16 protein-coding genes and 9 pseudogenes are annotated in these 24533 nt (G+C 55.0%); 14 read left to right on the top strand and 11 right to left on the bottom strand.

Features of this window, described 5'->3' with window-relative positions; genetic code table 11:
* Positions 1–627: 627 nt before the first annotated feature.
* Positions 628–741, bottom strand: a pseudogene (locus B5527_RS47760) (PEPxxWA-CTERM sorting domain-containing protein); the annotation flags it as partial.
* Between the two features lie 2134 nt (positions 742–2875).
* Here B5527_RS47760 and B5527_RS47765 point away from each other — a divergent pair.
* Both B5527_RS47765 and B5527_RS47770 read left to right on the top strand, forming a co-directional pair.
* Positions 2876–3001 (top strand): annotated as a pseudogene (locus tag B5527_RS47765) (PEPxxWA-CTERM sorting domain-containing protein); the annotation flags it as partial.
* A gap of 1266 nt (positions 3002–4267) precedes the next feature.
* Positions 4268–4375 (top strand): annotated as a pseudogene (locus tag B5527_RS47770) (PEPxxWA-CTERM sorting domain-containing protein); the annotation flags it as partial.
* Between the two features lie 595 nt (positions 4376–4970).
* Here B5527_RS47770 and B5527_RS23530 read toward each other — a convergent pair.
* Positions 4971–5318: an H-NS family nucleoid-associated regulatory protein gene (locus tag B5527_RS23530; RefSeq protein WP_079603673.1), complete on the bottom strand. Its 348-nt coding sequence runs from the start codon at positions 5316–5318 to the stop codon at positions 4971–4973.
* 981 nt (positions 5319–6299) lie between these two features.
* Entirely contained in the window at positions 6300–6638 is a 339-nt protein-coding gene (locus B5527_RS44385) for a hypothetical protein (RefSeq protein ID WP_154072467.1), read from the bottom strand.
* A 137-nt stretch (positions 6639–6775) separates the two neighbouring features.
* Between B5527_RS44385 and B5527_RS23535 the strand changes: the two genes are divergently transcribed.
* A complete protein-coding gene (locus tag B5527_RS23535; protein WP_154072468.1) occupies positions 6776–7084 on the top strand; it encodes a hypothetical protein in 309 nt (102 codons plus the stop codon).
* A 208-nt stretch (positions 7085–7292) separates the two neighbouring features.
* Here B5527_RS23535 and B5527_RS23540 read toward each other — a convergent pair.
* Positions 7293–7778, bottom strand: a pseudogene (locus B5527_RS23540) (transposase); the annotation flags it as partial.
* A gap of 239 nt (positions 7779–8017) precedes the next feature.
* Between B5527_RS23540 and B5527_RS23545 the strand changes: the two are divergent.
* Both B5527_RS23545 and B5527_RS23550 read left to right on the top strand, forming a co-directional pair.
* Positions 8018–9097, top strand: coding sequence for a radical SAM protein (locus B5527_RS23545; RefSeq protein WP_245332745.1), 1080 nt, complete (start codon positions 8018–8020; stop codon positions 9095–9097).
* A 490-nt stretch (positions 9098–9587) separates the two neighbouring features.
* On the top strand, positions 9588–9815 hold the full coding sequence (locus B5527_RS23550; protein WP_079603676.1) for a hypothetical protein: 228 nt from the start codon (positions 9588–9590) through the stop codon (positions 9813–9815).
* Positions 9816–10145: 330 nt separating this feature from the next.
* Here B5527_RS23550 and B5527_RS23555 read toward each other — a convergent pair whose 3' ends face one another.
* From B5527_RS23555 to B5527_RS23570, 3 genes are all read right to left on the bottom strand, one after another.
* A complete protein-coding gene (locus tag B5527_RS23555) occupies positions 10146–10424 on the bottom strand; it encodes a hypothetical protein (protein WP_079603677.1) in 279 nt (92 codons plus the stop codon).
* Positions 10425–10677: 253 nt separating this feature from the next.
* A complete protein-coding gene (locus B5527_RS23560; RefSeq protein WP_079603678.1) occupies positions 10678–10872 on the bottom strand; it encodes a hypothetical protein in 195 nt (64 codons plus the stop codon).
* Positions 10873–11119: 247 nt separating this feature from the next.
* Positions 11120–11341 (bottom strand): hypothetical protein, encoded by a 222-nt coding sequence (locus B5527_RS23570; protein ID WP_079603680.1) that lies wholly within the window; start codon positions 11339–11341, stop codon positions 11120–11122.
* A gap of 250 nt (positions 11342–11591) precedes the next feature.
* On the opposite strand from B5527_RS23570, the pseudogene B5527_RS23575 reads away from it, so the two are divergent.
* From B5527_RS23575 to B5527_RS46530, 3 genes and pseudogenes are all read left to right on the top strand, one after another.
* Positions 11592–11984 (top strand): annotated as a pseudogene (locus tag B5527_RS23575) (YqaJ viral recombinase family protein); the annotation flags it as partial.
* 1634 nt (positions 11985–13618) lie between these two features.
* Positions 13619–13792 (top strand): hypothetical protein, encoded by a 174-nt coding sequence (locus tag B5527_RS44390; protein WP_154072469.1) that lies wholly within the window; start codon positions 13619–13621, stop codon positions 13790–13792.
* Between the two features lie 174 nt (positions 13793–13966).
* Positions 13967–14237: pseudogene (locus B5527_RS46530) on the top strand (hypothetical protein); the annotation flags it as partial.
* Between the two features lie 391 nt (positions 14238–14628).
* On the opposite strand, the pseudogene B5527_RS47775 reads toward B5527_RS46530, so the two are convergent.
* Positions 14629–14733: pseudogene (locus B5527_RS47775) on the bottom strand (PEPxxWA-CTERM sorting domain-containing protein); the annotation flags it as partial.
* Between the two features lie 1235 nt (positions 14734–15968).
* Between B5527_RS47775 and B5527_RS23600 the strand changes: the two are divergent.
* From B5527_RS23600 to B5527_RS44395, 4 genes are all read left to right on the top strand, one after another.
* On the top strand, positions 15969–16346 hold the full coding sequence (locus B5527_RS23600) for a hypothetical protein (protein WP_154072470.1): 378 nt from the start codon (positions 15969–15971) through the stop codon (positions 16344–16346).
* Complete coding sequence (locus B5527_RS23605) at positions 16346–16747, top strand: hypothetical protein (RefSeq protein ID WP_079603684.1); 402 nt, start codon at positions 16346–16348, stop codon at positions 16745–16747. The genes B5527_RS23600 and B5527_RS23605 overlap by 1 nt, the downstream gene beginning before the upstream one ends.
* Positions 16744–17124: a hypothetical protein gene (locus tag B5527_RS23610; RefSeq protein WP_079603685.1), complete on the top strand. Its 381-nt coding sequence runs from the start codon at positions 16744–16746 to the stop codon at positions 17122–17124. The genes B5527_RS23605 and B5527_RS23610 overlap by 4 nt, the downstream gene beginning before the upstream one ends.
* A 156-nt stretch (positions 17125–17280) precedes the next feature.
* Positions 17281–18456 (top strand): hypothetical protein, encoded by a 1176-nt coding sequence (locus B5527_RS44395; protein ID WP_154072471.1) that lies wholly within the window; start codon positions 17281–17283, stop codon positions 18454–18456.
* Between the two features lie 965 nt (positions 18457–19421).
* On the opposite strand, the gene B5527_RS44400 is transcribed toward B5527_RS44395, so the two are convergent.
* The 3 genes and pseudogenes from B5527_RS44400 to B5527_RS47780 form a co-directional block, all read right to left on the bottom strand.
* Complete coding sequence (locus B5527_RS44400; protein WP_154072472.1) at positions 19422–20090, bottom strand: hypothetical protein; 669 nt, start codon at positions 20088–20090, stop codon at positions 19422–19424.
* Between the two features lie 209 nt (positions 20091–20299).
* Positions 20300–20413 (bottom strand): annotated as a pseudogene (locus tag B5527_RS23615) (PEPxxWA-CTERM sorting domain-containing protein); the annotation flags it as partial.
* A gap of 314 nt (positions 20414–20727) precedes the next feature.
* Positions 20728–20829: pseudogene (locus B5527_RS47780) on the bottom strand (PEPxxWA-CTERM sorting domain-containing protein); the annotation flags it as partial.
* An 845-nt stretch (positions 20830–21674) separates the two neighbouring features.
* Here B5527_RS47780 and B5527_RS23625 point away from each other — a divergent pair.
* Positions 21675–22865, top strand: a complete 1191-nt coding sequence (locus tag B5527_RS23625) for a glycosyltransferase family 2 protein (RefSeq protein ID WP_079603688.1) — start codon at positions 21675–21677, stop codon at positions 22863–22865.
* 682 nt (positions 22866–23547) lie between these two features.
* Entirely contained in the window at positions 23548–24531 is a 984-nt protein-coding gene (locus B5527_RS23630) for a glycosyltransferase (RefSeq protein ID WP_245332230.1), read from the top strand.
* Positions 24532–24533: the final 2 nt, after the last annotated feature.

A 24533-nucleotide genomic window follows, 5' to 3' on the forward strand; every position in this document is an offset into this window, starting at 1 on the left:
TCACATTCCCCTCGGCCCCCGCCCTTGGCTCCACCAACTCCGCAGCCGGTTGCCCGGCCTTGTTCGTCGGCTTCACAGCTACTATGGCGGGGTCAGACTTCTCATGATCGTACATCATCGGCTACGGCTCCTCGCCTTCCCGACACGGACCAGCGCTACACGCATGTGGCGCTGGCCGACCATGAGATCTCCCGGTTCCCGAGCAAAGAGCGTCCGCACATGCCAGTGTCTACGACCACGCCGGGCCGTCTGGGCGCTCGCACTATCGCGCCCATCCGTATTGCCTTCCGTCAGCGGAACGACGTCGGCACCCAGGATGAGGGTACTATCGCGGCTCAATGGCTGGCCTATGCGCTCCCCTGTCAACGCTTCGCCGATGCCCTCGCGGGCATCTGCGCATGACTCGGGGTCGATGCGGGTCGCTACTCCTTCATCGTGATGGACTTGCACCATCTACTCCTTGCCGGTCTCCCGGCGCACTCCGCTTTACCCTGCACCTCAAGAACAGACATCGTCAGCGTGACCACCCATGTCCGAAAAGTGCCAGACCCGGACATGCCGAATAAAACTCTTGCCACGAAAAAGCCGCCCGTAGGCGGCTCTCAATTCAATCCCGTTGATGGTTGATCACGCGGCCATCAACGCTGGCTTGCTCTTCCGACGATAGACCATGAAGCCGACGCCGGCGAAGCCGAGGATCATCATGGCCCATGTTGATGGTTCGGGGACGGCAGTAACCGCCGTCATTGTACCCGTAAATGCGCCATCTCCGGTGAAAGTGACTTGGGTGACGAACGCGGTTGAATTATTGGGGTCGAGACCCAAGCTTGGATCAATTCCCAATATTTCGAACATGCTGACGCCGCCTGGACCAAAGTTGAACAAGGTATTGGCTGCAAGTTGCTGCGCGAATACGAACGATGTGCCGTTCCATAGGTAAAGATCATAGGGATGCAACATGCCCAGATCTGGAAGCTGTACGGTCGCGAAGTTTGGATTGCCGACACCAATCGAAAAAATATAACCGAGAGCAGCTGCGGGGTCTAAGTTCACGGATTGACCATGGCTAACGTCAATGTTGAAGCTATAGACCGTTTGCCCCACGGTATTGACCGATGAGACGGGTACCTGAACAGGACCGCTGAATTGCGATACCGCGTTGGGGTGAAAATCGAAAAAGCTCTGAGAGCTTGCTCCGTTTGTAGCGTTGCTGTTCAGTCGGAAGTCGTCACGAATGAGAACGCCATAATGGCCGTTCGGATCGAGCGCTCCAAAACCAGGAAGATTTGCAGGAATGGCGACGCTAGTCTGCCCCGGTGCTAGGTCTTCTCTGAAAATTTCTTGCTTATTATTATTGAGGTCGAAGATAAAAACCTTCGTCGTCTGAAAGTAACCTGTTGGCAGTGTGACAGCGGGCGGCGCATTCCAGGTAATTGTCGGAGTGGTTACCGTCGCCGATGTCCCACTAATTGTTGCTCCGGTGATAAACGGGGGCGGCGGAAGCGATGGAATGGCTGCAGTGTTAATCACTAGGGTGTTATAAGTCGGATTCGTACTGCTGTTGCTGACCGTTAGTTGCCAGGGTCCGAGGAGGTTCGGGTTGAATGGAATGGACGTCTGAAAGAGGTTGGGATCCGGCACAGCATTAGAGAAGGGGACGTTAAAGGAGACACCGTTCTGCGTTGCGGTTACTGTCGTCTGTGACCCGAACACCTGTTCATCTGAACCCGAACCGGGATGGAAGCGTCCTCCAAAGGACAAGAATTCCGAGGCCACCGGCTGGCCGAACGCTACGTTTGAAGAATTATATCCGACGTAATTAAATGTACCGGGAAACCCGGGCGTGTTCGTATTCTGCACAATAGTATCGGCGTGTGCGATTGACGGGATCAAGATTAAAGTCGCTAGATAAATTGCACTGCGCATATCATTTACCCCATAAGCTAAATAAATCCCCCCAACCTACGATTTTACCCTGGAACCTTGCAAGCGCTATTTGTCGGCAAATCTGTCATTTCCCCTTCGACCCTCAGTCCGCAAGCCCGACCGAATGCACTATGCTTGAAACGCCGGAACCTCGCCGAGCGGTTCTTCAACAAGATCAACTTTTGTCGGCGTATCGGCGAGCTATCGCCAAATTTTGGTGACGGCCGGTCAGGGGGCGGCGGTTATGGGCTGACCGTCGGTCGACTTGGCGATGACCTCGATCGTCGAAGACTCCTGGCTGAATCAGCTTGATGACGTTATCCCTGGGCACGGCATATCGCTCCTTCGGTGGAGAAGTGGAGGCGTCAAGCCCCCCACGATATGCCATCTTCCCGATTCCCGACGTCACCAACTTTGCGCGATAGCTCAACCGCCGTTCTTAAATGGTGAACAGTGTGCCACACTGAATTTGCGTGTAATCGCCATGGAGCCACAATATGTCTGTAGTCGAACGTACCGCTGCCGGTCTACAGACTGTCATCCCTGGCTGTGAACGGCGAACATTACCGAAATCTACGACGCGCGCAGATGAAAACGGCCAAGGGCTGCTTCACTTCTACAAGCCTTCGACCCTGCGCGAAGAACTGGCACGACGCGCAGATGCGCCTTTGCGGCCGAGACGAGGACAAAAGGCATTGCCGAAAAGCGGTCTATTCGTCTCCTAGATCGGCCGAGGCTCCCGCCGCGGCGGGGCGCAACTTCTTTATAGAACACGCGCTCGATAAGATTCTCATGAGCATGTTGCATAGTGTGTTTGGCAAAGATACAACCTGATGTTATAACCTGGAACCGAAAATTTTGGGTGGCGGAGGTTCGATATCGGAGCCACCTGTGGTGCACTCAATTTGGGGCTACTGATTATGCATCGGCCAACATCCCCCGCCTCCCCTCCGCCGTCTCCGACGTCCCCGAGCCTTCCACCTGGGCCATGATGATCCTGGGCTTTGCGGGCGTTGGCTTCATGGCGTATCGGCGCTCGCGGAAGAGCAGCCCGATGGTTCTGTCAGCAGCCTGACCAGATCTAAATCGCGAATACAGAGACCGCCTTCGGGCGGTCTTTTTGTTTTTGGGGTTCCAGATTTAACCTGCGCCGTCGGTATTCAGCTTAACAAGCGAGTTTCGTTGCAACGTCAGGGCGAGGCGCTAAGGTTGCATACCGGACAATTTCCCGTGTCCGGGCCCACCGCGGCAAAGCCGTCAGGCGATCATATTACGCTTGGCGGCTTTGTTTTCTCTCGAGGGGCATGAGGTCATCATGGTATGGTTTTTGGCTCTTCCGATCATCTGTGTTGCCGCTGCTGCTTTCATGTGGCAGTTCGAGCGGCATTTGGAGGACCTAACCGGACCTTGGATCTCGGACCGGGCGCAGAAAGCTTGCGCCGCTCCGCGGCCAAAGCGATGCCCTAACAGAATTAGGAAGGGGTAGCTATCCAGATTCGGTATTCCGATCGGAAGCCGGCCACCCTTGGCGTCAATCGCATGGGTCGATTTGATGAGTCGTTGAGGGGATGAGAAGGTCAAGTGGTCTTTAAATTAGCAACCCAGCAAATTTGCTGCGCACGCGTGAGCGCGTCGCACGGCGCGTATATTGAAATGAGCGGATGCTTGTTCTGGAATCGCAAGGATGGAATTGCATGCGGCAAGATAAATATGTCAGGAAAACTGACACAATATGTTGACAGGTTGTATCCCGTCTCTTATTCGAGGCAACTTAAAGGCGACCAATCTAATCGAGGAAGTAGTTTTACACAAAAGGGAAGTGGCTATGAAAGGTCTAACGCGTGCAGGATTGGCTGGTCTTATCGGTGCGGTACTTGTCTCATTTGCGCCGGCCGCTAACGCAGATGTAGTTTATAGTTTTGACGGAAGTTCCATGATACCTGCCTTTACGGCCGGAATAACTCTCGACGTGCAGAGCGGACAGGCGATTAGTGGAACAGGCTCGATCAATTTCGGCGGTAGCATTTTCGATCTAACCTTGATCACCCCCTCAACAATCGGTAACGAGACTTCTCCGGGACCAGTTGGTTTTCGTGACAATCACGGCACTGATCTAGGCGGCGCTGACACAATTGTGCCGATTGACGGCGCTTGCTGCGGTCTGCTCTTCGCGATCACGAACAATCCAGTATGGGGACAAGATGCATTGTTCAACGTTTGGAGTAATGGTGGCAACAGCTTTGGCTTCCTGTTCTCGGGTACGCTTCCAGATGTCTTTGACGTATACTTAAACAAAGGCGCGGGTACTGGAACCGTCAGTGCCTCGGCTACTGGACCCGTCAGTGACGTCCCCGAACCCTCGACGTGGGCAATGATGCTTCTCGGCTTCATTGGCGTGGGCTTCATGGCCTATCGTCGGAAGGCAATGCCAGCTCTGGTCGCAGTCTGATTCACGATCATCGGGTTTGAATTGAGAGGCCGCCTTCGGGCGGCTTTTTCGTTGCGCTACTTACAGCCGCCATGTCTGGGTTTGGCACTTCTCGGACATGGCGCGATGTCTGACTTGAATCCGCTATGCGGTGCGCTCCAGCGCGGCGGCCGGTTGCCACGTTCGCCTCAGCCAGCGGGAAGAAGGTCGGCCGGCGAAGCCGCCCGAGGTTACGCATTGGGGAAAACGCAAATTGAAGAGAGACGAGTGACCGTGACTTGGCTGGGACGTTCGCCGTTCCACTCGGCGTAATCCTTTTTATTTAAAAAAGGCCGCGAGCCCAATCCATACAATCTACAGAAATGCCGCTCTGAAATTGTGAGATTGCTTCTTTGAGTTTCCTAAAATTCACGGCTTTCCGCAACGTTCTTTCTGGCGTCCCGCGTATGTCGCGCCGGGCTCGGCTGAAAAAGGCATTACAAAATGATTGAGAAGCGGGGCTATCGGCGGAAGAACGGCGCACTAAACGTAGCCTGATTTTGCATCACCATCAGACTACAGAGAGACCGCCTTCGGGCGGTCTTTTTGTTTGGCATCACCGCTTTTTGTTTGGCAATCACCGCTTCGCTGCGCGCCGCGAACGATCGGACGACGGTTGAATCCTGAAATAGTCGAGCTTTTTCCCGGATTTAAGCTGTGCAGTCAGCCAGCGTGGCTGCTTCCCGCGGCCCGCCCACGTCTCCTCAGGCTTGGCAGGATTGCGATATTTGGGGAACACCTGCGGGTAAGCGCGCCGTTCATGCTGAGGAGCTACATTCGATCGATGATCTGACTGGAGCTGCTGCAGTCGCTGCTCAAGTTTTGTTTTTTCCGCACCTATCCGGCTCGCCAGAGCGGATGTGATTTCCAAGTGCACTGCCCAAAGCTCGTCGATGGACATCGATTTTAGATCGCGCAGGTTCATATCTCTGTCTTTTGTTGTTCATGGAAGCGGTGTGTCGAGCCGCCTGAGGATGCAGCTAGTTCTTTGTGAACGCTGCTGATGGGGCAACGGTGAAGGCGCTCCCAATACAGTTGTGAAAACGGCAAGGATAAGGCGCGGAGCCAAAGATGGCCCCTTATTCCGATCGGCGCTTTGGATAAGCTTAGCTGGTTAGCACGCCGTAAACAAACGACCCGAAATCTTTCGCGCGCGCGGCCTCTGGATTGTACTCGTGATGGGTGCTGTTCGCGCGCCGACGAAAAAACTAGGGTCTTGGGCTCGACGCGTTTTCCGAATGCCCCAATCTGGATCATTGCGTGACGTGCCTGACGACTGTGACCGTCGCAATAATGAAGGCTACGCCAAACGCGCCAGCCAGAGCGGCGAAAACAAAACGCGGATCCATCACACGCCCCAATTGAGCTTATTGAAAGTCCAATTTCGGCCGCCCTGCTCTCTGGAGTCAATCCTCTATCTTTCGCGTAGGAGTGATTGACTCAACCAGGGCGGGAGTGTGGGATGAGCCTTCTTTTCGGTGGCGCGGATAATGCGCGCGATAGCTCTTTTTTGGTTGTAGCCCTAATCGTCATGTCGTCCTCAGCTCGCGCTACGACCTACACGTATGAGCTATCGCGACCACGGGGCGGCCATCACAGCGGGCCACTCCCGCTGGAGCGTCTTGAGAATTCCGAGGTCCACAGCGATTCTCCCTTCTAGGGGGGGAGCCGGATGTTTTCGCTCAGAGCGAGTCCACATTAACCAAAGCCCTTTATTTCGGGGTCATTTTTCAAACTGACCCACCACCCGACCCCACGGACAGGAACAGACAGGCAAACCAGAACTTTCGGTGAATGAGGCAAGCGGCAAGTGCTGTATGTCGCCCAAGGCGTCGATAACAGAGATTATGATAGCTTCGGCCTGGTCGTCGTCGATGCGCGCGTGCCGCAGATCCGGCCACAATTCCTAATAATGCGAGAACGCTGGCTCAATCTGCATTTCTTCCCGGCGCGAGACCTCAGACGCCGCGGCGCCGGCTGTCTTTGCCGCCGTCCGATACTCTTCGATCAGCGAGAAGATAGGATCGACGCCAGAGGACGCCAGCGAGGCCATGGGCGCCGCGGCGTCCGCCGTGGCTAAAACGGTTGCCAGAGCCAAGATGGAGCCACCGGCAGCCACGCCAGCGGCTTGGGACAGGAAACGACGCCGCGACGTGGCGTCCAAAGGGCTGTTTTGAGACATGGGTGAGTTTGTAGGTGGCGTGGTGCACGCGGTCAGCTTGGTCCATTGGATCGACCCTTTCATGGTCCGGGTCAAAGTCAGGGCGGAGGTTAGCGCTTCCCGTCGGCTTGCTTTTGGGATATCCTGAATTCATGGCAATTAGGGATATCCCAAAAAAGCGGCGCGGGCGTCCTTCGACCGGAGGGCGCCGCGAAGGCATCATGGTCCGCCTCGAGCCCGCTCAGTTCGAAGCTTTGGACGGCTGGATCAAAAAGCACGCCGTCGAGTCCCGTCCCGAAGCTATCCGCCGCCTAGTCGAGCTGGGGCTCAAGGTGAAGACGCCAGCGAGGCCAGTCAGCACGCCCGGCCGGAGGTTGCGCGCTCAGGAGCTCGCCATAAAGGCGATCGATAAGATGATCGACCCATCGGCGCCGCCGGAAGAACGAGCGCAGCGCCGCCGTCGCCTCACTACGGGCCCGACCGAATTTCGTGAGGACCGCGTCGATCTGCCGAAGGCGAAGGGGAAATGACCATGAAGGCGTTGCTAATTTTAGTTACGATTTTCTTTTCGACGAACGCGCGTGCTCAGAGCGCGCCCAAGGTGGCAAGCCACTAAAGCAGGTAAAGCCGCAGCCGCAAATGGGCTGCAAAGCTAGCCCGTCTTATTCACGAGACGGCGCCTGCGAGGTTGGCGAGCGTGGTGTAAAGCGCTGATGCGGCGTAGGATTCGGTTGCTGAAGCTACCCGCAGATAGCTCTGGCGCAGTTCGACACCCTCGCGTTTGGCCAGATCGACCAGCTTCTCGATCGCGCGGTGGATGAGCCGGGCGCCGGTCGGATGCGCGACCGCTTTCTTCTGCACGGTGGTGTCCACCACGACCCGCTCGAGATCTTTGGTCTCGATCGCCCCGCTCCGGTGCGCCATCGAGAGGCTCTCTTGCAACAGCGCGGCAATCTGCTCCTCACCCAGCCGCTGGCGCCAGCGGGTCAGCGATGAGCGGTCAAACGGCAGTTCGTGCCGGAACACCACTTCGCCGCAGAAATACTGGTTCTCCACCCACCTGTCGCACAGCGCCTCGTCAGAGAGGTTGTGCATGTGTTTGAGGATAAACAGCCCGGCCACCAGCCGGGTTGGCAGCGGCGGCTGCCCCGGCCCTACGCGACATACCGAGCTGAAGCGCTTCGCCAGAAAGTCCCAATTAATCTCCGCCGCGAGCTGCACCAGCGCTCCGACAGGGGATTAAATTAATCCTCAGCTATACAGGCATAAGGCCAATATAACCAGGGGCCCTATGAAATCGGGTTCCGCCCAGGCCGCTGGTCCTAGCAGAAGTGCCAATTGCGGCCGCCCTGTTCACATGAGCCAATCCGGTATTTTCGGTCCGGAGCGATTGACTCAACCGGCGCGGGAATATGGGATGGGTCGTCATTTTAGTGAGGCTGAAGATGCAATTGCGGCGTTTAATGAGTTACGCAGGCAAGCGAATTAAGACAAGCGCTATCGAGCACGTCTACCTACGCACAAACATCGATCTAACTCGGCCTCATTCAATCGGCGCAACTCTAACGGAGAGATGTAACTATCGTTGTGAGTATTGCACGCATTGGCGCCAGGATCGCTATCCGACAGAGATGACCCTAGACGACTGGAAAAGGGCGCTTCTAAGTCTAAAGGAGCTTGTCTTCCCATATGTTATCCAGTTTGGCGGCGGCGAGCCATTTGTTTGGCCGCATTTTTTGGAGCTGGTGGAATTCTGTCGAGCCGAGGACATTGATTGGGGGGTAACAACCAATGGCTCTGCTCTGAATGAGCGTTCGGTCAAACGAATAGTTCGCTCACGACCCGTGAATGTTAATATCTCGGTCGACAGCTCGGTGGCCCATATTCATGATCAAGCGCGCGGGATAAACGGCTCTCTAAAGCGCATAGAGAGAGGAATTCGATTATTAATCGAAGAACAAGCGCGAGCCGAACAGCATTTTCTCATTCGGATCAAACCGACTGTCCATCGCCACAATATCGACAATTTGGGCCAACTCGTGGATTGGTGCTTAGAAGTGGGAGCAACAACGGTTGATTTCAGTCCAGTTAGACTTCAGGAAAAAGGTGAGCGCGAACGACTCTATCTCAGATCGGAAGACGATTTGGCCCGGTTGAAAGCCGCTATTGACGACCTGATTGAGCGCAAACGACAAGGCCAACCAATTGAGACGAGCGAAGCAAAATTGCGAGGTATGCTTTCACATTTTAAGGACGAACTAGTTGTTCATGGAACCGGTCAATGCAGGGTTGGCCTGCGAGATTATTCGATCAGAGCAAATGGTGACGTCATTGTTTGTTGGTTTTTCGATCCAATCGGAAACGTAAAGGAGCAGAGCGCTAAAGAGATTTGGTCGAGCGCTCAAGCTCGGCAGACTCGCACACTGACCGCCACCTGTGAAAAGTTTGGCACATCTTTATGTGCCTCTTCATGCTTGGCGAAAAGATCTCTTTTGCAGGACGTGCGTCGGGCCTTTTTGATGCATCGAACTCTTTTGCAGTGAAATTGTCCGAAGATCAAAGCTGTTAGCTAGTAGGAACGGTCAAAGGGACCAAGCTCTGCGCGGCGTTGTCAGAACTTCGGGCCGCCGCACCAACTGACGAGCCCGCCGCGCCAGCGACTGCCCTCGAAGCAACCCCCGCTCCGAAACAATAATACTAAGCCCCACGGGCTTTCGCACGTCCGCAACCTGCGATAGCGTCATCCGATGCTGAGAATTATTTTTGGTTTTGTTGGTCGGAGGCCCTCGCCTGGGTGGCTTACACCTCCAGACGTGGCGATTCGTCGACGGTCACTCTCGGGGCAATCATAGCCCGCCCTTAGCCTTTCGCAATAAACATCACTCGCGATTGGCGATAGTGCGATGGCTGCCGCTCTCCCGCTAGTCACCGCTGAGCGCAACGCAGCTAAAACACAAATTCAGGTTGCGCGCCCGCCCTGGTTGCGGAACAATCTGACTGAAGGCGAAGGGGAAATGAGGACCGGTAAAAGGAATGGCTAAAATCAAGATTTCGACAACTGATTTGGTTTGGATTTTTACGGAAAAGCTGAGGTCGTTCGACGAGTGCTTTCCCGGTACAGACATTGCGATCGTGCCTAGCAAGGATGGCTGGACGGCTGTCACGGGATCTCGAAGGCGAATCGAACATCCCGGCTACGCTCGGCGTATCGGGCAGATTCAGAAGCAGCTTCGCGAGATTTACGTTCTGGCTAAGGATTGATCTCCGGCGTCAAGCCCTCACGGGGCGGCTTTCGTGCGTTCGGCCTTGCACGCCCGCTCTGGTCGAAAACGATCCGACGTGGGTGGGGGAGCTTGGTGTGGCTGGCGTTACCGATTTAGCGCGACCGATGTCGAGACGGGGACGACCCTTCAAATGCTGGCGTGGCGCAGCGCTAGCCGTTTTAGTTCTCGCGGCGCTTGCATCGGATGCTTGGGGCCAATCACAACGGCCACCAGATACTGAACAGGCAAAGCCCGCCCAACAACTACCCGCAATCGACCAGCGCGGCACCGCTTAACCTCCTGCCCGGTCGTCCGCGCCCGCTCCGCCTCATTCGTCACATTTATACTTATCAGAGCGCCCGCACCGTTTGCACCGGAAGGTGATGAAGTCTGGCTTGGTCTCCCTGACTTCGTGCCCTGTTACCATCACGAGCGTGCCGCAATCCAGGCACGCCGGATCCTCTCCGGTGTCCAAAGGATAGAGCAGAAATTCCTGATCGTTCGGCATAGGCTGCCCGCTTTCGCTGCCCTCTTTCGAGGCCTGAACCTTGTTGCTGGGCGAGCCTTCCTCAAAAGCACCGGAGGCCACGCGGGCGTTACGCCGCATGGCCTCAGTGGCATCTGTCCCGCTCCTCGCAAGATTCCGTCGTCGCCAAAACAATTTTGCCGACCGGCGACAGTTCCAACCAATGAAGGGGAAATTAAAAACCCGCCGGGCGGACCGGCGGGCGTTTCCGTGATTTCCACTAGCCCTGCCAGATCGGCCAGGTCTTCTTGCGTCATTTCTCTGGCGTCGAGCGGAGAGCTGAAGGAGAGACCCATGACGGAAGCCCGAAAGCATCCGCCGAGCAGGCCGCAGTCTATTTGAAAAACTCCAAAACTACATTCATGTCAGATTGTGCGGAAACACCGCCACGCAGGTTTGCATCAATGACACGGCGACATGCTTCGACCGCGGCAAAATCGCGGAGGTCGTTTGCCGCATCGAGAACGGACCAAGCCGTGTCAACCAATGGGCTGTCAGACGAGGCCAAATCCAGTCGATTAATAATCATTGCAGCGACCCAAATTAGAATTCAAAAACATCATCGGCTCGCCGAGCCAAGTCGTGCAGCTCCGCGAGCGTTCCGCGGACCGCGCCGCAGCGACCGCACTGAACCGCGGTGGTGCCTGGAGCATTGACCGGGTCTGCGACTTTGATCGACAAACTTCCGCATTCCTGGCAAACGGTTTTGAAGCCAGGCCGTGCACTGGTCGGGTGCGGTGCGATCTTCACTTGGTATCTCCGCCAGTCCATAATTACTAAAGCAAAATAATCACGTTGCGGGCCTTCCACTGAAGGCGCGTCAGGCGTTCTGAAATTGCGAACCGCAGCACTCTCACAAGAGGCACGAACCAGTGTTGCGCGTCTCGGCCGTAGATATAAGGCCCATACAAGACATCCATTCGGCGCTCATAAGCCATTGCGGCGAGAGCGAACGCCATTAAAACAAAACTGAGAAGTGCGATTGTTTCGGTCGTCATTTGAGGCCCCCCGGCCCGTTTCTTTGATTGAGCCTCTAATACGCCTAAAATTCTAAAGTTCGGATGTCGGACGCGGCCCAAATTGAACGATCGTATTAGCGGCGTCTAAACCAAGACCTTTCAGAAGCCTTGCCAACCAGGTCTCGGCAACCCCCGCCGCAGCCCCACAAGCCGGCTGAACTTCACCGCCAAAGCGAACTGCTCCTCGCTCGATGGAATGAATGAACATGACCCGCCCTTGTGGGATGGCATCACCGGCGGCGGCCTCTGGGTCGAGCTGCCCGTTCACGCGGACCCGCCGTACCAGCACCTTTTGCTGACCGCCGAGAAGAAGTTCTGGCGCTGCGTGATGAGCGGCGAAGAACCCCGGCTGTTCGGGGTCGAGCCGCCGCGGCCGCGGCTGGAGGCGGTCCGTATCGTTGATATGAGCGCGTCTAATTCATGGGCGGAGTTTGCGGCCGTGTTCCGGCGGACCCGGCCGGCCTATCAGGAGCATGAAGGCGCCAAGGCCGACCTGAAAAAACTGGTGCCGGAGGATGCCAAGGAGGCCATCGGGCATGGTCTGCGGGCCAAGCGCTCGAAATCCGGCGCGGTCAGCTTTGAGGTGATGGAGATGGAGGCCGCCGATGCACCGCTCCAGTGAAAGCATCGGCGCCATTGCGGCGGCCCTCGCCAACGCCCAGGGCGAACTGACCAATCCGGAAAAATCCCTAACCGCAATCATCCGCTCGCCGTTCCCACCGGAGGGGGACCGAACATTATGCCTCGCTCGCCAGCGGCCTCGATATCGGCCGCAAGAGCCTCGGCCAGCACGAGATTGCGACCATCCAGACAACCAGGATCGATGAGGCCGCGGGACATGTTCGCGGTAGGGACGCGAGTTACCCCGCGCCCCCCGCACAGATCCGTGCGAGCCCAATTCGGGCACACGGCTCCCACCTCGGGTGTGTAACGGCGCGTCGTGATATTCTCACGAAATTCCGTATGCGCTTCAGCGCCTGTGACACGGTTTCCCGGTACTGTGCCCGGCCCGTGCTTTGCTGACTCACATTCCCCTCGGCCCCCGCCCTTGGCTCCACCAACTCCGCAGCCGGTTGCCCGGCCTTGTTCGTCGGCTTCACAGCTACTATGGCGGGGTCAGACTTCTCATGATCGTACATCATCGGCTACGGCTCCTCGCCTTCCCGACACGGACCAGCGCTACACGCATGTGGCGCTGGCCGACCATGAGATCTCCCGGTTCCCGAGCAAAGAGCGTCCGCACATGCCAGTGTCTACGACCACGCCGGGCCGTCTGGGCGCTCGCACTATCGCGCCCATCCGTATTGCCTTCCGTCAGCGGAACGACGTCGGCACCCAGGATGAGGGTACTATCGCGGCTCAATGGCTGGCCTATGCGCTCCCCTGTCAACGCTTCGCCGATGCCCTCGCGGGCATCTGCGCATGACTCGGGGTCGATGCGGGTCGCTACTCCTTCATCGTGATGGACTTGCACCATCTACTCCTTGCCGGTCTCCCGGCGCACTCCGCCTTACGACCCTCCTGGTGCACGCCTCAGGGGGTGGATTTCGTCCGATTGGCCGGTCTGTGCTTCGAGCGAAACCGCGGCCCCGCAACGCATGGGGGCCGCGCTAAGCTATGCCCGCGCTACGCGTTGTTCACGCTGGTTGCATTGCCGGCGAGGACGACCTCGATGCCCCGGACCTGTCCGTCGACCCCTCCCCGCGCTCCGCGACGCCCCCCACCTAAGCTTTGCCGGCCAGAACGGTCACAAACAGCCCAATCCTTCGATCCACAAGCCGCGGCAGCCCCAACCAGCGCTCGCCGCAGAACCGTCCTCCACCTTACGCGATGAGCTAGTCGCAGAGATTCAGGACATTAAAGGTGACGACGATCTGGCGATGTGGGCGTATCGGCGATTTGCCGGCGAAGAACTCGCTCACAGCGGACGACGCCCGCGCTATCGAGGCCGCCTATCAGGCTACACACCCTAACGACAGGCAATTTTTTTGATGTGTGATCTAGTTCACAGACGGCGGAAGCAACGCGAATTAAGCCGATTTGCAATTCAACTTTGACGGGAGCGGCGGGTGAAACGAATAGGATTGACCAGGAAGAACGCCAACGTTGAGACGCTCCGCGCTCGCTATGAGGAATTGCTGCGTCTCCGCGGGTATCTTCAGCGGTTTGAGGGTCCGGGCCAGGACACGGCTGAACCAAAGGAGCGGAAAGCCCGTGCGGCAATTGGTAAGCAAGACGAATGCGAGGATGCCCGAGATGTCGGATCAGCCTTTCGGCATTATTGTCCCACCGCAAGCGGCGGATACTGACCCGGTTCTCGCGCAAAAGTTCTCCACACCGCACTTCATATATCTGGCAGCGATTGCCGCCGCGACAGCCGGCTGGCTTTGGCTTATTGCTCGGATTCTGATGTGGTCAACTGCGCTCTAAGCGGCCGTGAACGTCGGGAATGACGGAAGTCGAAGCCATGTGCGGATCCTATTCCGACCCATCGACAACCGGCACCTAACCCGCCGACCGTGCGACTTTATTTAGCGACCCGCAAAACGAACTTAGTGATAGGATGTAGACAACCCATCACTTGAGCGCGCTCCAGTGATCGATCACCTCAAATTTGCCCAACCAGCCACGCTGGGGCGCAAGGTGAGCGATGAGTTCACCGTACCGTTGTGTCGTGGACCACCACCACGCCCTGCATCGGCACGGCAACGAAATCAGTTGGTGGACGAACTTCCAGATTGCCCCCATGGAGATCGCAAGGGAGTTATGGAGAACGAGTCCGGTCCACGGTTCGTCAGATTTATTAGATGCCGCGGCCGGTCTGCATAATTCTGACACCAGAACCATCGAGCAGTTGACTCGACCGGAACTATGAAAATGAACGCTCCGATCGAAATCGAAAGTGCCCCAACGTTGTTCTATGTCGGCTCAATTGAGGTCACTTCTCGACCCACCGCGATTGTTGCCGGGCGAGTGCCAGGCCCACTACGAAAACCGTCCGTCAAATGACGATTGACGAGGTCGCTCCGCGGTCAAGCATTGAATGGCTTTGGACGATTGATCTGATCGAATTGCCATGGGATGTTGTCCGCCCGTTCGCTTCGGCAAAAGGTGCCTGATATTCATCGCGAGGCGGCGGTTACGCGGCCCAATTGAACGATCGTGTAGCGCCCTCTAAAGCCGAGCCGGCGGCTCACAAAAGAAAAAGCCGCCCTGCGGCGGCTTCCCGTATAGTGATCTACTTACCAACGCTATGCGAACCGCAGTTATGCAAACCGTAAGCTCGTTTGGCTCTTGCGGCGATAGGCCATGAAGCCGACGCCGAAGAAACCAAGGATCATCATCGCCCAGGTTGAGGGTTCGGGAACGCTGCCAACGCCGGACGGGGGGTGAACAAGGTTGTCAGCCCCGACAACCCCGGTGTTGCCCTGAAAGCCCTGAACATCGGCCGAGAAAAACGCAGTGATGAACCCGTTGGGAGGAGCGGTACTTTCACCAAAGTTTCCAATGCCTAAGGCGCTTAAATCGAAAGTGGAGCCGACCACTAAGTCGAACTTCAGTTCTGTGACCGCACCGTTCGGACCAGCGAAATCTAGGCCCTGTGTAAAGGTACCGAAGGGGTTGTTCGTAACTGGGAGAGCGTTTCCACTGAGAGCGGTAAAGCCACTCGGAATTGAAGAATAGCTGGTGAAGGAAAAGTTGGGAGTAAACGTGAAAGCATCATGGCCCTTGGATGTTTGGAAAAAATCACCGCTGTTGAGTGTAACATCGAAAACAACGTCGGTGCCCACGCTGGTTTGAGAGATTTTAACCTGGCCAAAATTCGCTGGGGTAGTACCGGAGCACGGTGCGGAGGAACTGCAACCGTCGATGTTCAGCTGAGACGTCAACACATAATCAGCCTTAGCTCCGTTCGAGGAAAAGCCCAACAATCCCAAAACGGCCAAGGCAGCCGCCGCGCTAGACAGAACTCTCATAGCACTCTCCTAAAAATGATTTACTCGAATTCCAATAACTTGATATTTTATTAATTGTATTTGCACTGCGTCAAGGGACTTTTGACGATTATTTGCACTGTGTCAAGGGACTTTTTGACGATTTATTGACGACACAGAGCGTTTGAGCGGATTTGACAATTTAATGCAATTGCTTGTCCATTTCGGCGCCGAATCCCGTTGTAAATCAAATGGCAGCGCTGGACGATCGAAATTTTGGCCCACGCTCCCATATTAAATAATTAATAAAAATCGAGGCCTCCTAATTAACCATTACCAAGAATCGCGGGAGGTGGCGGCGTCAGATTGGGATTAGAGATTCGTTCGACCCTCCTCCGTTCAAAATTGGGTTCGTTCTGGCAGAAAAACCGATTCTGGTGTGCATCGCAGCGTCTCAGAACTTTCTCGCCGGCGCGGCGTCCATCGTCGGCGCCGTCTCAGCAGCAGCGACAACCATCGCGGGCACAAAACCGGGTTGTTGCGCTTCAGGGTCGGTTGGCTCCGGGCGAAACGAGCGACGCCACGCCACCAGCAATGAGCGCGATATGCCGTGGCGTCTCGCTGTCTGTTGTCCCGGTATACGTCTGCAAGTTTGTTTGAGTGTGGCGAAGTTGCTGACCTTCGTCATGCTGGCGCTGCCAACACTATTTTGCGCAGCGTGCTGGCCGATTGCGACACGAACTCAAAAGGCGTGGATCCTTTTTCCAATAACCTCTCTCCTGGTTGGCTTTGCGGCAACCTCGATGAATGCCGTCGGCGAAGCCGCCATTGCGACCAGCTATTATTGGATCCTATTGTTCGTACTGACGTTTCGAACGCGCTCAATCGCGGGCCAGTGTTTGTTTTTGCTAATCTGCGTGCCTGCGTATCGGCTGCATGAAGGCACGTTCGTCCTGACGAGCGCGTTGCTGCTCGCGCTAGCTTTGAGAACTCACTCCGCTCTCGATAATTCGCGGGAAAAGATTTTTGTCGGTTCAGCCTCCTGTTAATGACCATACTTGCATATCAGATACTTTCGATCATCAATCCCGCCTACCCCGACGATCGGGCGCACATCATTCAGGGGTTGCTGCACTTCGAGTTTTTATATTCCGACCACCACTTCAACCTACCGCTCGTTACTGGAGCGGTGGCGATGATGGCGCTCGGGGGCGTACTGTTTGTCCGCGCCACTCTTCCGACCGCAGAGGCGATGCGCTATGCGAAAATGATTGTTATCATTTGGGCAATCGTCGCTGTTGTTGCGATTACAGTTGCGGTTACGATTGAGGAAAGCTTTTCGCCATTTGCCCAGAATCAGGCCCGCTATCATCCACCCATCACAAGCGCCATTTTGGCGACGGCCATGATTTTGCTGCGCGGTTTCAGTTGCCTGAACAACTATGGATGAACCGAGCGACCATCTTCATCTTGATTTCGCTATGCGCGACCCAAGCCGTTGCTGACGCCGTCGCGACGCGTCGCTGGAATGCCTATGTGGCTGATCTGCAGTCTCGGCTGGTCAAATGGCACGGTCTTATACCCTGGGAGGAAACTCTCCAAACGGGAGACGAGCGGGCAGATACGAATTGGCGATTATTCGACATAGGATGGGTCGTTCCTCTTCCCTGTATCATTTTCGCACCGAACGGCATCGTAAATGCCATCATCGATCTACCGGAGGGCACCTCCTTTCGACCGCTTGATCCCGAAAGACCCGACCTTCTGCCGAAGCTGCGCGGCATCGATTTCGCGCCCTACAAGCGGTTCTTAGCTGGTCAATCCTAACTTTTCGGTAGACCGCCTAGACTGATTAGACGAAAGGCCGAAAACGTATAATTGTCATTGGTCCCGGTAAGCTGGACATCGGTCACGTGCACTGGCTATCCATATCAATAACGCCATTTGTGATTAACGCCTAACTATGGTTCAGGTTTGATAGCAATGATTACGCGGCGTCATTTCATCCGCAACGGGGCTATTGCGGCCTCGTTGTTGTCGGCTGAAAAATCCAGAGCATGGGCTGATGACGCAAATACCAATCTCCTGGCCTCACGCGTTTTGCTTGTCTACAACACATCCTCGAAAGATGGCCCTGCAGTTGCGGACTATTATAAGGCTAATCGACCAGGGATGTCAGGCGTTGATACACTCGCCGTGACGGCGGACACGACAGAAAAGACAACATCCGCGAACATGATTTCGCAGATCAGAACACCCATCTATGAACTTATCGCCAGTTCTTCTCATCCAAAATACTACGTCGTCATGTGCCGCGGCCTTCCTTCGCGCGTTTGGGACAACGGTGTTCCAATTGCAAGCGTTGACTACCTGATAGGCCGCTCTGACCCCAATCTTGCAAACCCAGCTGGGGCTGAATATCACCAAGGCGGAGGCGTCAACTACTACAATGCGGCATTTGCTCCAGGGTCGTATGCTGGAACGCCCGTTCTAGTTACCAGGATGGACATGGGTACATTATCGACAACAAAGGCTTACATCGAAAAAATCAAAGCGATGTACGACGCGATGCCGTCTCCCAGTTTGATTGTATCGGCAAATGCAGCCGGCCTGGGTGGGTCCAACTATCTTATGGATGAAGTTAGAAATCCTCCTTACAAGTTATTTTTTCCTCTTGCCAAGGATCATTCAGATTTGGCAAGCGCGTCATATTCAAATGTGCCCCTGGCAAGACGTTTATATATTTTCGGAATAACCGGCACCAATGCCCACTTGACTGGTGGGGAAGATGTGACGGGTTACGAGAGTTGGGGAGTTAACGGAGGGATGTCATCAACTTACCCAAACAATCGAAGTCTTTTCTTCACAGGAAAATCGAACTGGTATCTGGTAAAGACATTTGAGAGTTATAACGGCATCATCGGGTCAGACCACGGCAATTTTGAGCAGTGGTTTAGCCCTACTACCGGCGGCGGTTGGCACTATTCCCGCACCCCTATCGGCATGGCATGCCATACAGATGAACCTTCAATTGGCGGAGTTGAGGGCTCGATGTATATGTGCAATTGGGAGGCGGGACTTCTCTTCTCTGAATGTGCTTGGTCTAGCCGTAAGACCAAATATTTTATGGCCGTGGGCGATCCTCTCGTGAAGAGGTAGCAAAGCCTTCTTACGATATTCGCGCAAACATCGTTTCGAGGCCGCCACCGACAGTTCAGCCGGATCGATCGTTGCCGAGCGAGCTTTCCGAGAGCCGGAATGGTGGTCGCAAGTTAAAGCCAGCATTGATACCTGCTGGACCCGCGATCATGAGCTCTTCTCGCCTCAACTGCGTTGAAGCAAAGTGAACATAGCGCGGCAAGGAAGCTCCTAGCCAACTGAATTAGTCTGATTCGGTCTTTTGTCGCTGGGCTTGCGCAAAGGACGCCAGCCCCACCGCCGTTTTCGTCGATGAACTCGACGCCGGCGGCTTCCGACGCGGTGGGGAGACTACTGAGCGAGCGCCGACGCCAACCCGATGAGACAAATGTCAAATATGCCGCTGTTGCTTGCCATCGCCAAGAGATGACGAGTAGACTACGGTCTAGAACATCATGTTGTCGTTCAGAACATCGGATTCGTGTATGCTGGCTCCGCGGGCAAAAATTCGAACTTAGCGAACCTGCGGCAAGTTTCGGGGGGTACTGCATCGTGATGGGAAGTCGCCAACCTGACTCAACCAAACCGAAACGGATGTCTCTGGCGCAATTTTCCAAAAATCTTATGTCGGGCGAATCTCAGGGTCAGCCAGATTGTCTTGGTAGCACCACGGAGGGTGTCGGTCTGGAAAGCGCCGGTCAGAAACGGTTTGCGGCCGACGTCGTGGCCGCGATGTCAAACCCCGCAACGGCGAAGAGCGATGACGGCTAAGATCCAGACTCTGGCTTAGGGAATCCGCCTCATCGTCAATGTTGTCCTCCTGTCTACTTGATGACCCGCCGCATAGGAGCCCCCACCGGGCAAGGGGCGATCAGCGCCAGGAGCCGGCCGATCGCACACACTCTGATCGACTTGATTAAACTCCTCAACGCAAAACCCCGGGGCCTTCGCCCCGGGCTTTCGTGTCTGAACGATGCTGTCTGCGATCAGACCAACCGCAACGCGGGCTTCCCTTTTTGGCGATAAGCCACGAAGCCTATTCCGAAGAAGCCGAGGATCAACATTGCCCAAGTGGAGCTTTCGGGAACGGGAGTGGTCAAATTGGTTAGAGTACCTGTCAGTGATGCCAACAACACATTGTCGCCCCAATGTGTATCGTTGGTATCGAGACCGAAGAAATAATATTCATAAGTACTCGGCAGACTAAATGAGCCTTCGGTTGTTCCAGTGGTAACCTCAGTAAGACCCGAAGTAGCACTGTTCGATCCCCAGACTTCCCAGTGCTCGGTTCCGGTAGTTGAACCCATGGTGAAACTCAAGCTGGTATATTTATTGGCACCGCCGAGATCGATCCGGATCAAGCTAGTACCCCAAATTTCATCGTCATGAGTAGGGTCGCTGGCAATTCCTACACCATTCTCGTCGCCGCCATTGTGTTTTGCGAACAAATTTGTGTGGGTGCTGAGAGTATGATTGGTGAAGCCCGTCGCTGTTATCGTATTGCCGCTTGAAGTATAGCTAAAACTTGAACCGGTGCAGCCGCTGCAGACATCGAAACTCCACGTCACAGGTACTGCCTGCGCCGACGACGCTCCCAAAATTCCAAATGCAATTAGTGATGTCGCGGCGAAGATATTTTTAAAGCTCAAGCCCATTTGACCCTCTTGAAGAACATTAAAATTCAACTTGGATAGTTAATACTCAACTTTGAGTAAACGTTATCCAAGTCTAAACCAACCGTCAACGCCAAGGTCCAATCGCGCGTCATTCAAGCGCCCCTCTCCCCATCTAAGAATCACCGGCACAATTGGGACCCGGCTCAATTCCTGTTTTTATGGAGCCCCACAAAGACCCTTTAAATTAATCATGCGCTAATCAGGCCAAGCGAACGGATCGGCGCTGACTTACGCCAATAGGCCATGAAGCCGACGCCGCAGAAGCCGAGGATCATCATCGCCCACGTCGAGGGTTCAGGAACGCCAGTGGTCAGGGAGAGGGATTGCCGTCCACGAAGCTAGAGCCGTGCCCACGCCCGCGGCGCCGCCAGGCCGGCACCCTCATGGTATATGGTTTTCGCGCATCACCGCGCCCGCACCCGTAGTTTGCGGGCCACGACTATCGCGATATGAGGTCGCAAACACTCAAACACTGGGCTGTGCCAGCTTTAACAAAGCGGGGGCACCTTTACGAAGACGCAGTTTGGATTCGCTTGCGACAGCCGCCTGTATGGTCGGAACAGCAAAAGAAAAAGCCGCCTCACGGCGGCTTTTTAATCCAATTACGCAGCTTGGTTTAAGCAAAGCGGAGCGTGGGCTTTGACTTGCGGCGATAGGCCATGACACCGACCCCGAAGAAGCCGAGGATCATCATCGCCCAAGTTGAGGGCTCCGGAACATCTGTTGTGAGGTTTGGGCTACTGATATTGACATCAAGGATGGCGGGCGGGCCGTTTCCTTCGACATAGTAGAGGTCGAACAGCGCCCCGCTGTAGGCTGTCGGGGTGTCCAAAAACTGTGTCGTGATATCGCTAGTTTCTGTGGGGCTATTTACCTGCGTATCAGACCCGATGATCAGCGTAGCTCCGTCGTCATGACTGATTGCAGAACCAGGGTTAATTAGACCTGTCACGAAGCCGGAAATCTTAAAGAAAGCCGTAGTCGAATCTTGAGCAGAACTGAGGTTCTGGTTTATAAAATCGCTCTGGGTGCCTACGGTAAAGGTGGCATCATTGATAAGGCTGCCCAAAAAATTGCCGCCGGTATTACTGTTCGTACCACTATTGGTCCACTGTATGTTGGACAACGCGCTATTGGCTGAGCCGTTGCTATAGGTGAATTCATATGTCTTTGTCGCATTAGCCGCGGCGTAAGCGGCCGTGGCCGCATCGGCTTGCGTGTGATTGCCGTTGATAGCGCCGTCGTAGATGTAGACGTCAACGGTAACGAGGTCTGCACGCGCTCCCGATGACATCATTCCAACCGCCACCAAGCTAAACGCCGCCGCAAGAAGTTGCGGTCTAAATTGGCCCATTATACTCGTCTCCTAAATCGTCAAAATTGCACCAGTGTCCATTATTAACAACACGTTAAGATTGTCACGTCAATAGCCAAAAATTGAAAACTTACACGACAATTTAACTTTCCCCGAAAAAATTGACAGGGTTAGACTACTTTTAGTACAGGCGACCACTTTGCTTTTTTCGTTTTTCTAGTAATACCAGATCAGAGGATGCTTTTTAAATGTTCATATTCCTGTCCGTGACGCTCACGGCTTGTGCCCTGTTTTTACTTGTTGCGACGTTGGTATTTTTTGTGGAAGTGGCAGCCGGATGCCTTCTGCCGTCGCAGGAAATAGAGATGACCGCCGCCAAGCGCGACAGACGCGTTGCGGTGTTAATTCCTGCCCATAATGAGAGTGCCGTAATTAAACCCACGATTGATGACGTCAAACGGCAATTGCGCCCGGGCGATCGCCTTCTCATCGTCGCCGACAATTGCAATGACGAAACGGCCTCCATAGCCACCGCATCAGGGGCCGAAGTTTTGGTCCGCGAAGATCAAACCAGAATCGGAAAAGGATACGCATTAGACTGGGGGATAAAACACCTCGCCGCTGAGCCCCCAAACATCGTCATTGTGATTGATGCCGATTGTCGGGTCTCGGAGGGCTCAATTGAAAAATTGTCTCAAGCATGCGCCGCATCCGGACATCCGGTTCAGGCGCTCTATCTGATGGGCGCGGTGGCCGGCTCATCCGTCAATCATCAAGTCGCCCTATTTGCGTGGCGCGTGAAAAATCTGGTTCGTCCGCTCGGCCTTCACAAACTAAGATTGCCGTGCCAACTGATGGGAACAGGGATGGCCTTTCCCTGGAAAGTCATTCAGTCAGCAAACCTTTCGAACGGTTTTATCGTCGAGGACATGAAGCTCGGGTTAGAGCTTGCTGCCCTGGGACGAGCCCCGCGCTTTTGTCCATCCGCAATCATTACGAGCAGCTTTCCGACTTCTGTTAAAGGTTCGCGAACGCAGCGACAGCGCTGGGAACACGGACATATATCGTTGATCTTGAGCGCGGCGCCCAATCTGATCTATGCTGCCATAAAGCGCCGCGACATTAAGCTATTTGCAACGGCTCTCGACCTTTCGGTGCCCCCACTCTCTCTCCTCATTTCCGTTTTGACCGCAGCGGTTGTTGGAACAGCCATTGCCGCGATCACGGGTCTATCCGCAATGCCGTTCTTTTTAATTGCTACGTGCCTGGCTCTGGTCGCAGCAGCAGTTCTTCTTGCCTGGATCAAATATGGCCGGGATGTTCTGCCTCTCCGTGATCTTGTCTTGATTGTCCCCTATTTGACCAAGAAGCTCAGCCTTTACTCTGACCTCGCGACAGGTCGCAGAGTTTTGAGCTGGATCAGGACCGATCGCGGTTAATCGGTTTCACATTTCCGCAATTCAATTTTGTCCCGACGACGCGACCGCCTCCGCCCGCCTCCGCGAAGGCTTCGCCGCGGATAAGACAACCCGACGGCTTTGTGTACGATCCTCGGAGACGTTAAAACGATTCCGGAGAAACTCGAGCTGGCTTGAGCAGCAGGATGTGAAAAGGTCAACGCAATCCGCTATACCGAACAGCAGAGGCTGTGATTGCGCCGATCACTGAACCCTCCGGTTTGGGTGGGATCAGGTGACGGTTGTTGCCACTCTTGGGGCGCCTCGCGATGGACCTGACACAAATTAACTTTCGCATACCAAACTCCTGCAATTTTCGCTTTCGTATTCCACCCGTTTCCGCCCCGGTTCACCAAAAAAAGGGAAACAGGAGAGGCAAGCCGGCTGGTGAGGTTACGCTATACAGCATCCATTGCATCGGCGACAAAAGGGATCGACGGGAAGACAGGCTCGCGCTGCGCAATAACCAAGAAAACTGGTATTTAGTGTAAACGCTAAAAGATTTTTGATTCCGACGCGCGAAAGATAAAGAATGACCTTCTAGGCTCCAATGAAGGCAAGTCTAGTCAGTTAAGCTTCTGACCAACTGCAAAGCAGCTGGCGTGCCAACCCTGATCAAGCGACGTCAGAAGAGTAATATAGATGCATGAGGCGGGAGCGTAGGTTGAGTAACGCGGTCATACCCTTTGGACTCGTTGCAATTGGGCGCAACGAAGGCGAACGTCTGAAGCAATGTCTGCGGTCTGCAGCAGGAGCGGCGATCATTATTTATGTCGATTCTGGTTCCAGCGATGGATCGGTTGAATGGACCAGAAGCGCTGGCGCCCACCTCGTCGAACTTGCTCGGGCTACTCCTTTTACTGCTGCCCGTGCCCGCAACCACGGCTTCAGGCGAATGCGAGAGTTGGCACCTCAAATTAGCTATGTCCAATTTATCGACGGCGATTGTGAGCTGGATCGAGAGTGGCCGGGACACGCAATTCGCTTTCTTGAGCAACACCAAACCTATTGTGCGGCTGTCGGAAGGTTGCGCGAGCGCTTTCCAGATCGGTCAATATACAACCGTCTGTGCGACGATGAATGGAACACTCCGATAGGCGACGCACTCGCCTGCGGCGGCATTGTGATGCTGCGCGTCGATGCCTTTGAAAATGTCCAAGGTTTTAGGGACGAACTCATCGCAGGTGAAGAGCCGGAATTGTGTGTTCGCCTGCGGAGCGCCGGATGGTACATTCGGCGACTAGATTTTGAAATGGCAAAGCACGATGCAAATATGAAGAGATTCGGTCAATGGTGGCGACGAACGGTGCGCAGTGGATATGCCTTCGCGCAAGGCGCGGCCCTTCACGGCGGCCCGCCTGAATGTCACTGGGTTTGGGAATCCTGTCGCTCCTGGCTGTGGGCAATTTGCTTACCGCTTACGATCATAATTTCTGTGATTTTGTTTGGTGCCTGGGCTTGGCTGCTACTTTTAATTTACCCCGCTCAGATCGTGAAGCAGACCCTGCGTTCGGATGGAGCAATGGGCCACCGTATCCTGCTAGGATTTTTTCAAGTACTGGCGCGTTTTCCAGAAGCATGTGGCCAGCTCCTTTATCTGCGAGACCGCCTGGCCGCACGACAAGCCCAGCTCATCGAATACAAGTAAAA

The organism is Bradyrhizobium erythrophlei, assembly GCF_900129425.1.
Taxonomy (GTDB): Bacteria; Pseudomonadota; Alphaproteobacteria; order Rhizobiales; family Xanthobacteraceae; genus Bradyrhizobium; species Bradyrhizobium erythrophlei_C.

What these genes read in the sequence shown, in the direction of transcription:
- B5527_RS23530 (WP_079603673.1), bottom strand. Translation starts at nt 5,318, where the DNA reads ATGAACCTGCGCGATCTAAAATCGATGTCCATCGACGAGCTTTGGGCA.
- B5527_RS44385 (WP_154072467.1), bottom strand. Translation starts at nt 6,638, where the DNA reads ATGAAAGGGTCGATCCAATGGACCAAGCTGACCGCGTGCACCACGCCA.
- B5527_RS23535 (WP_154072468.1), top strand. Translation starts at nt 6,776, where the DNA reads ATGGTCCGCCTCGAGCCCGCTCAGTTCGAAGCTTTGGACGGCTGGATC.
- B5527_RS23545 (WP_245332745.1), top strand. Translation starts at nt 8,018, where the DNA reads ATGAGTTACGCAGGCAAGCGAATTAAGACAAGCGCTATCGAGCACGTC.
- B5527_RS23550 (WP_079603676.1), top strand. Translation starts at nt 9,588, where the DNA reads ATGGCTAAAATCAAGATTTCGACAACTGATTTGGTTTGGATTTTTACG.
- B5527_RS23555 (WP_079603677.1), bottom strand. Translation starts at nt 10,424, where the DNA reads ATGCGGCGTAACGCCCGCGTGGCCTCCGGTGCTTTTGAGGAAGGCTCG.
- B5527_RS23560 (WP_079603678.1), bottom strand. Translation starts at nt 10,872, where the DNA reads ATGATTATTAATCGACTGGATTTGGCCTCGTCTGACAGCCCATTGGTT.
- B5527_RS23570 (WP_079603680.1), bottom strand. Translation starts at nt 11,341, where the DNA reads ATGACGACCGAAACAATCGCACTTCTCAGTTTTGTTTTAATGGCGTTC.
- B5527_RS44390 (WP_154072469.1), top strand. Translation starts at nt 13,619, where the DNA reads ATGTCGGATCAGCCTTTCGGCATTATTGTCCCACCGCAAGCGGCGGAT.
- B5527_RS23605 (WP_079603684.1), top strand. Translation starts at nt 16,346, where the DNA reads ATGACCATACTTGCATATCAGATACTTTCGATCATCAATCCCGCCTAC.
- B5527_RS23610 (WP_079603685.1), top strand. Translation starts at nt 16,744, where the DNA reads ATGAACCGAGCGACCATCTTCATCTTGATTTCGCTATGCGCGACCCAA.
- B5527_RS44395 (WP_154072471.1), top strand. Translation starts at nt 17,281, where the DNA reads ATGATTACGCGGCGTCATTTCATCCGCAACGGGGCTATTGCGGCCTCG.
- B5527_RS44400 (WP_154072472.1), bottom strand. Translation starts at nt 20,090, where the DNA reads ATGGGCTTGAGCTTTAAAAATATCTTCGCCGCGACATCACTAATTGCA.
- B5527_RS23625 (WP_079603688.1), top strand. Translation starts at nt 21,675, where the DNA reads ATGTTCATATTCCTGTCCGTGACGCTCACGGCTTGTGCCCTGTTTTTA.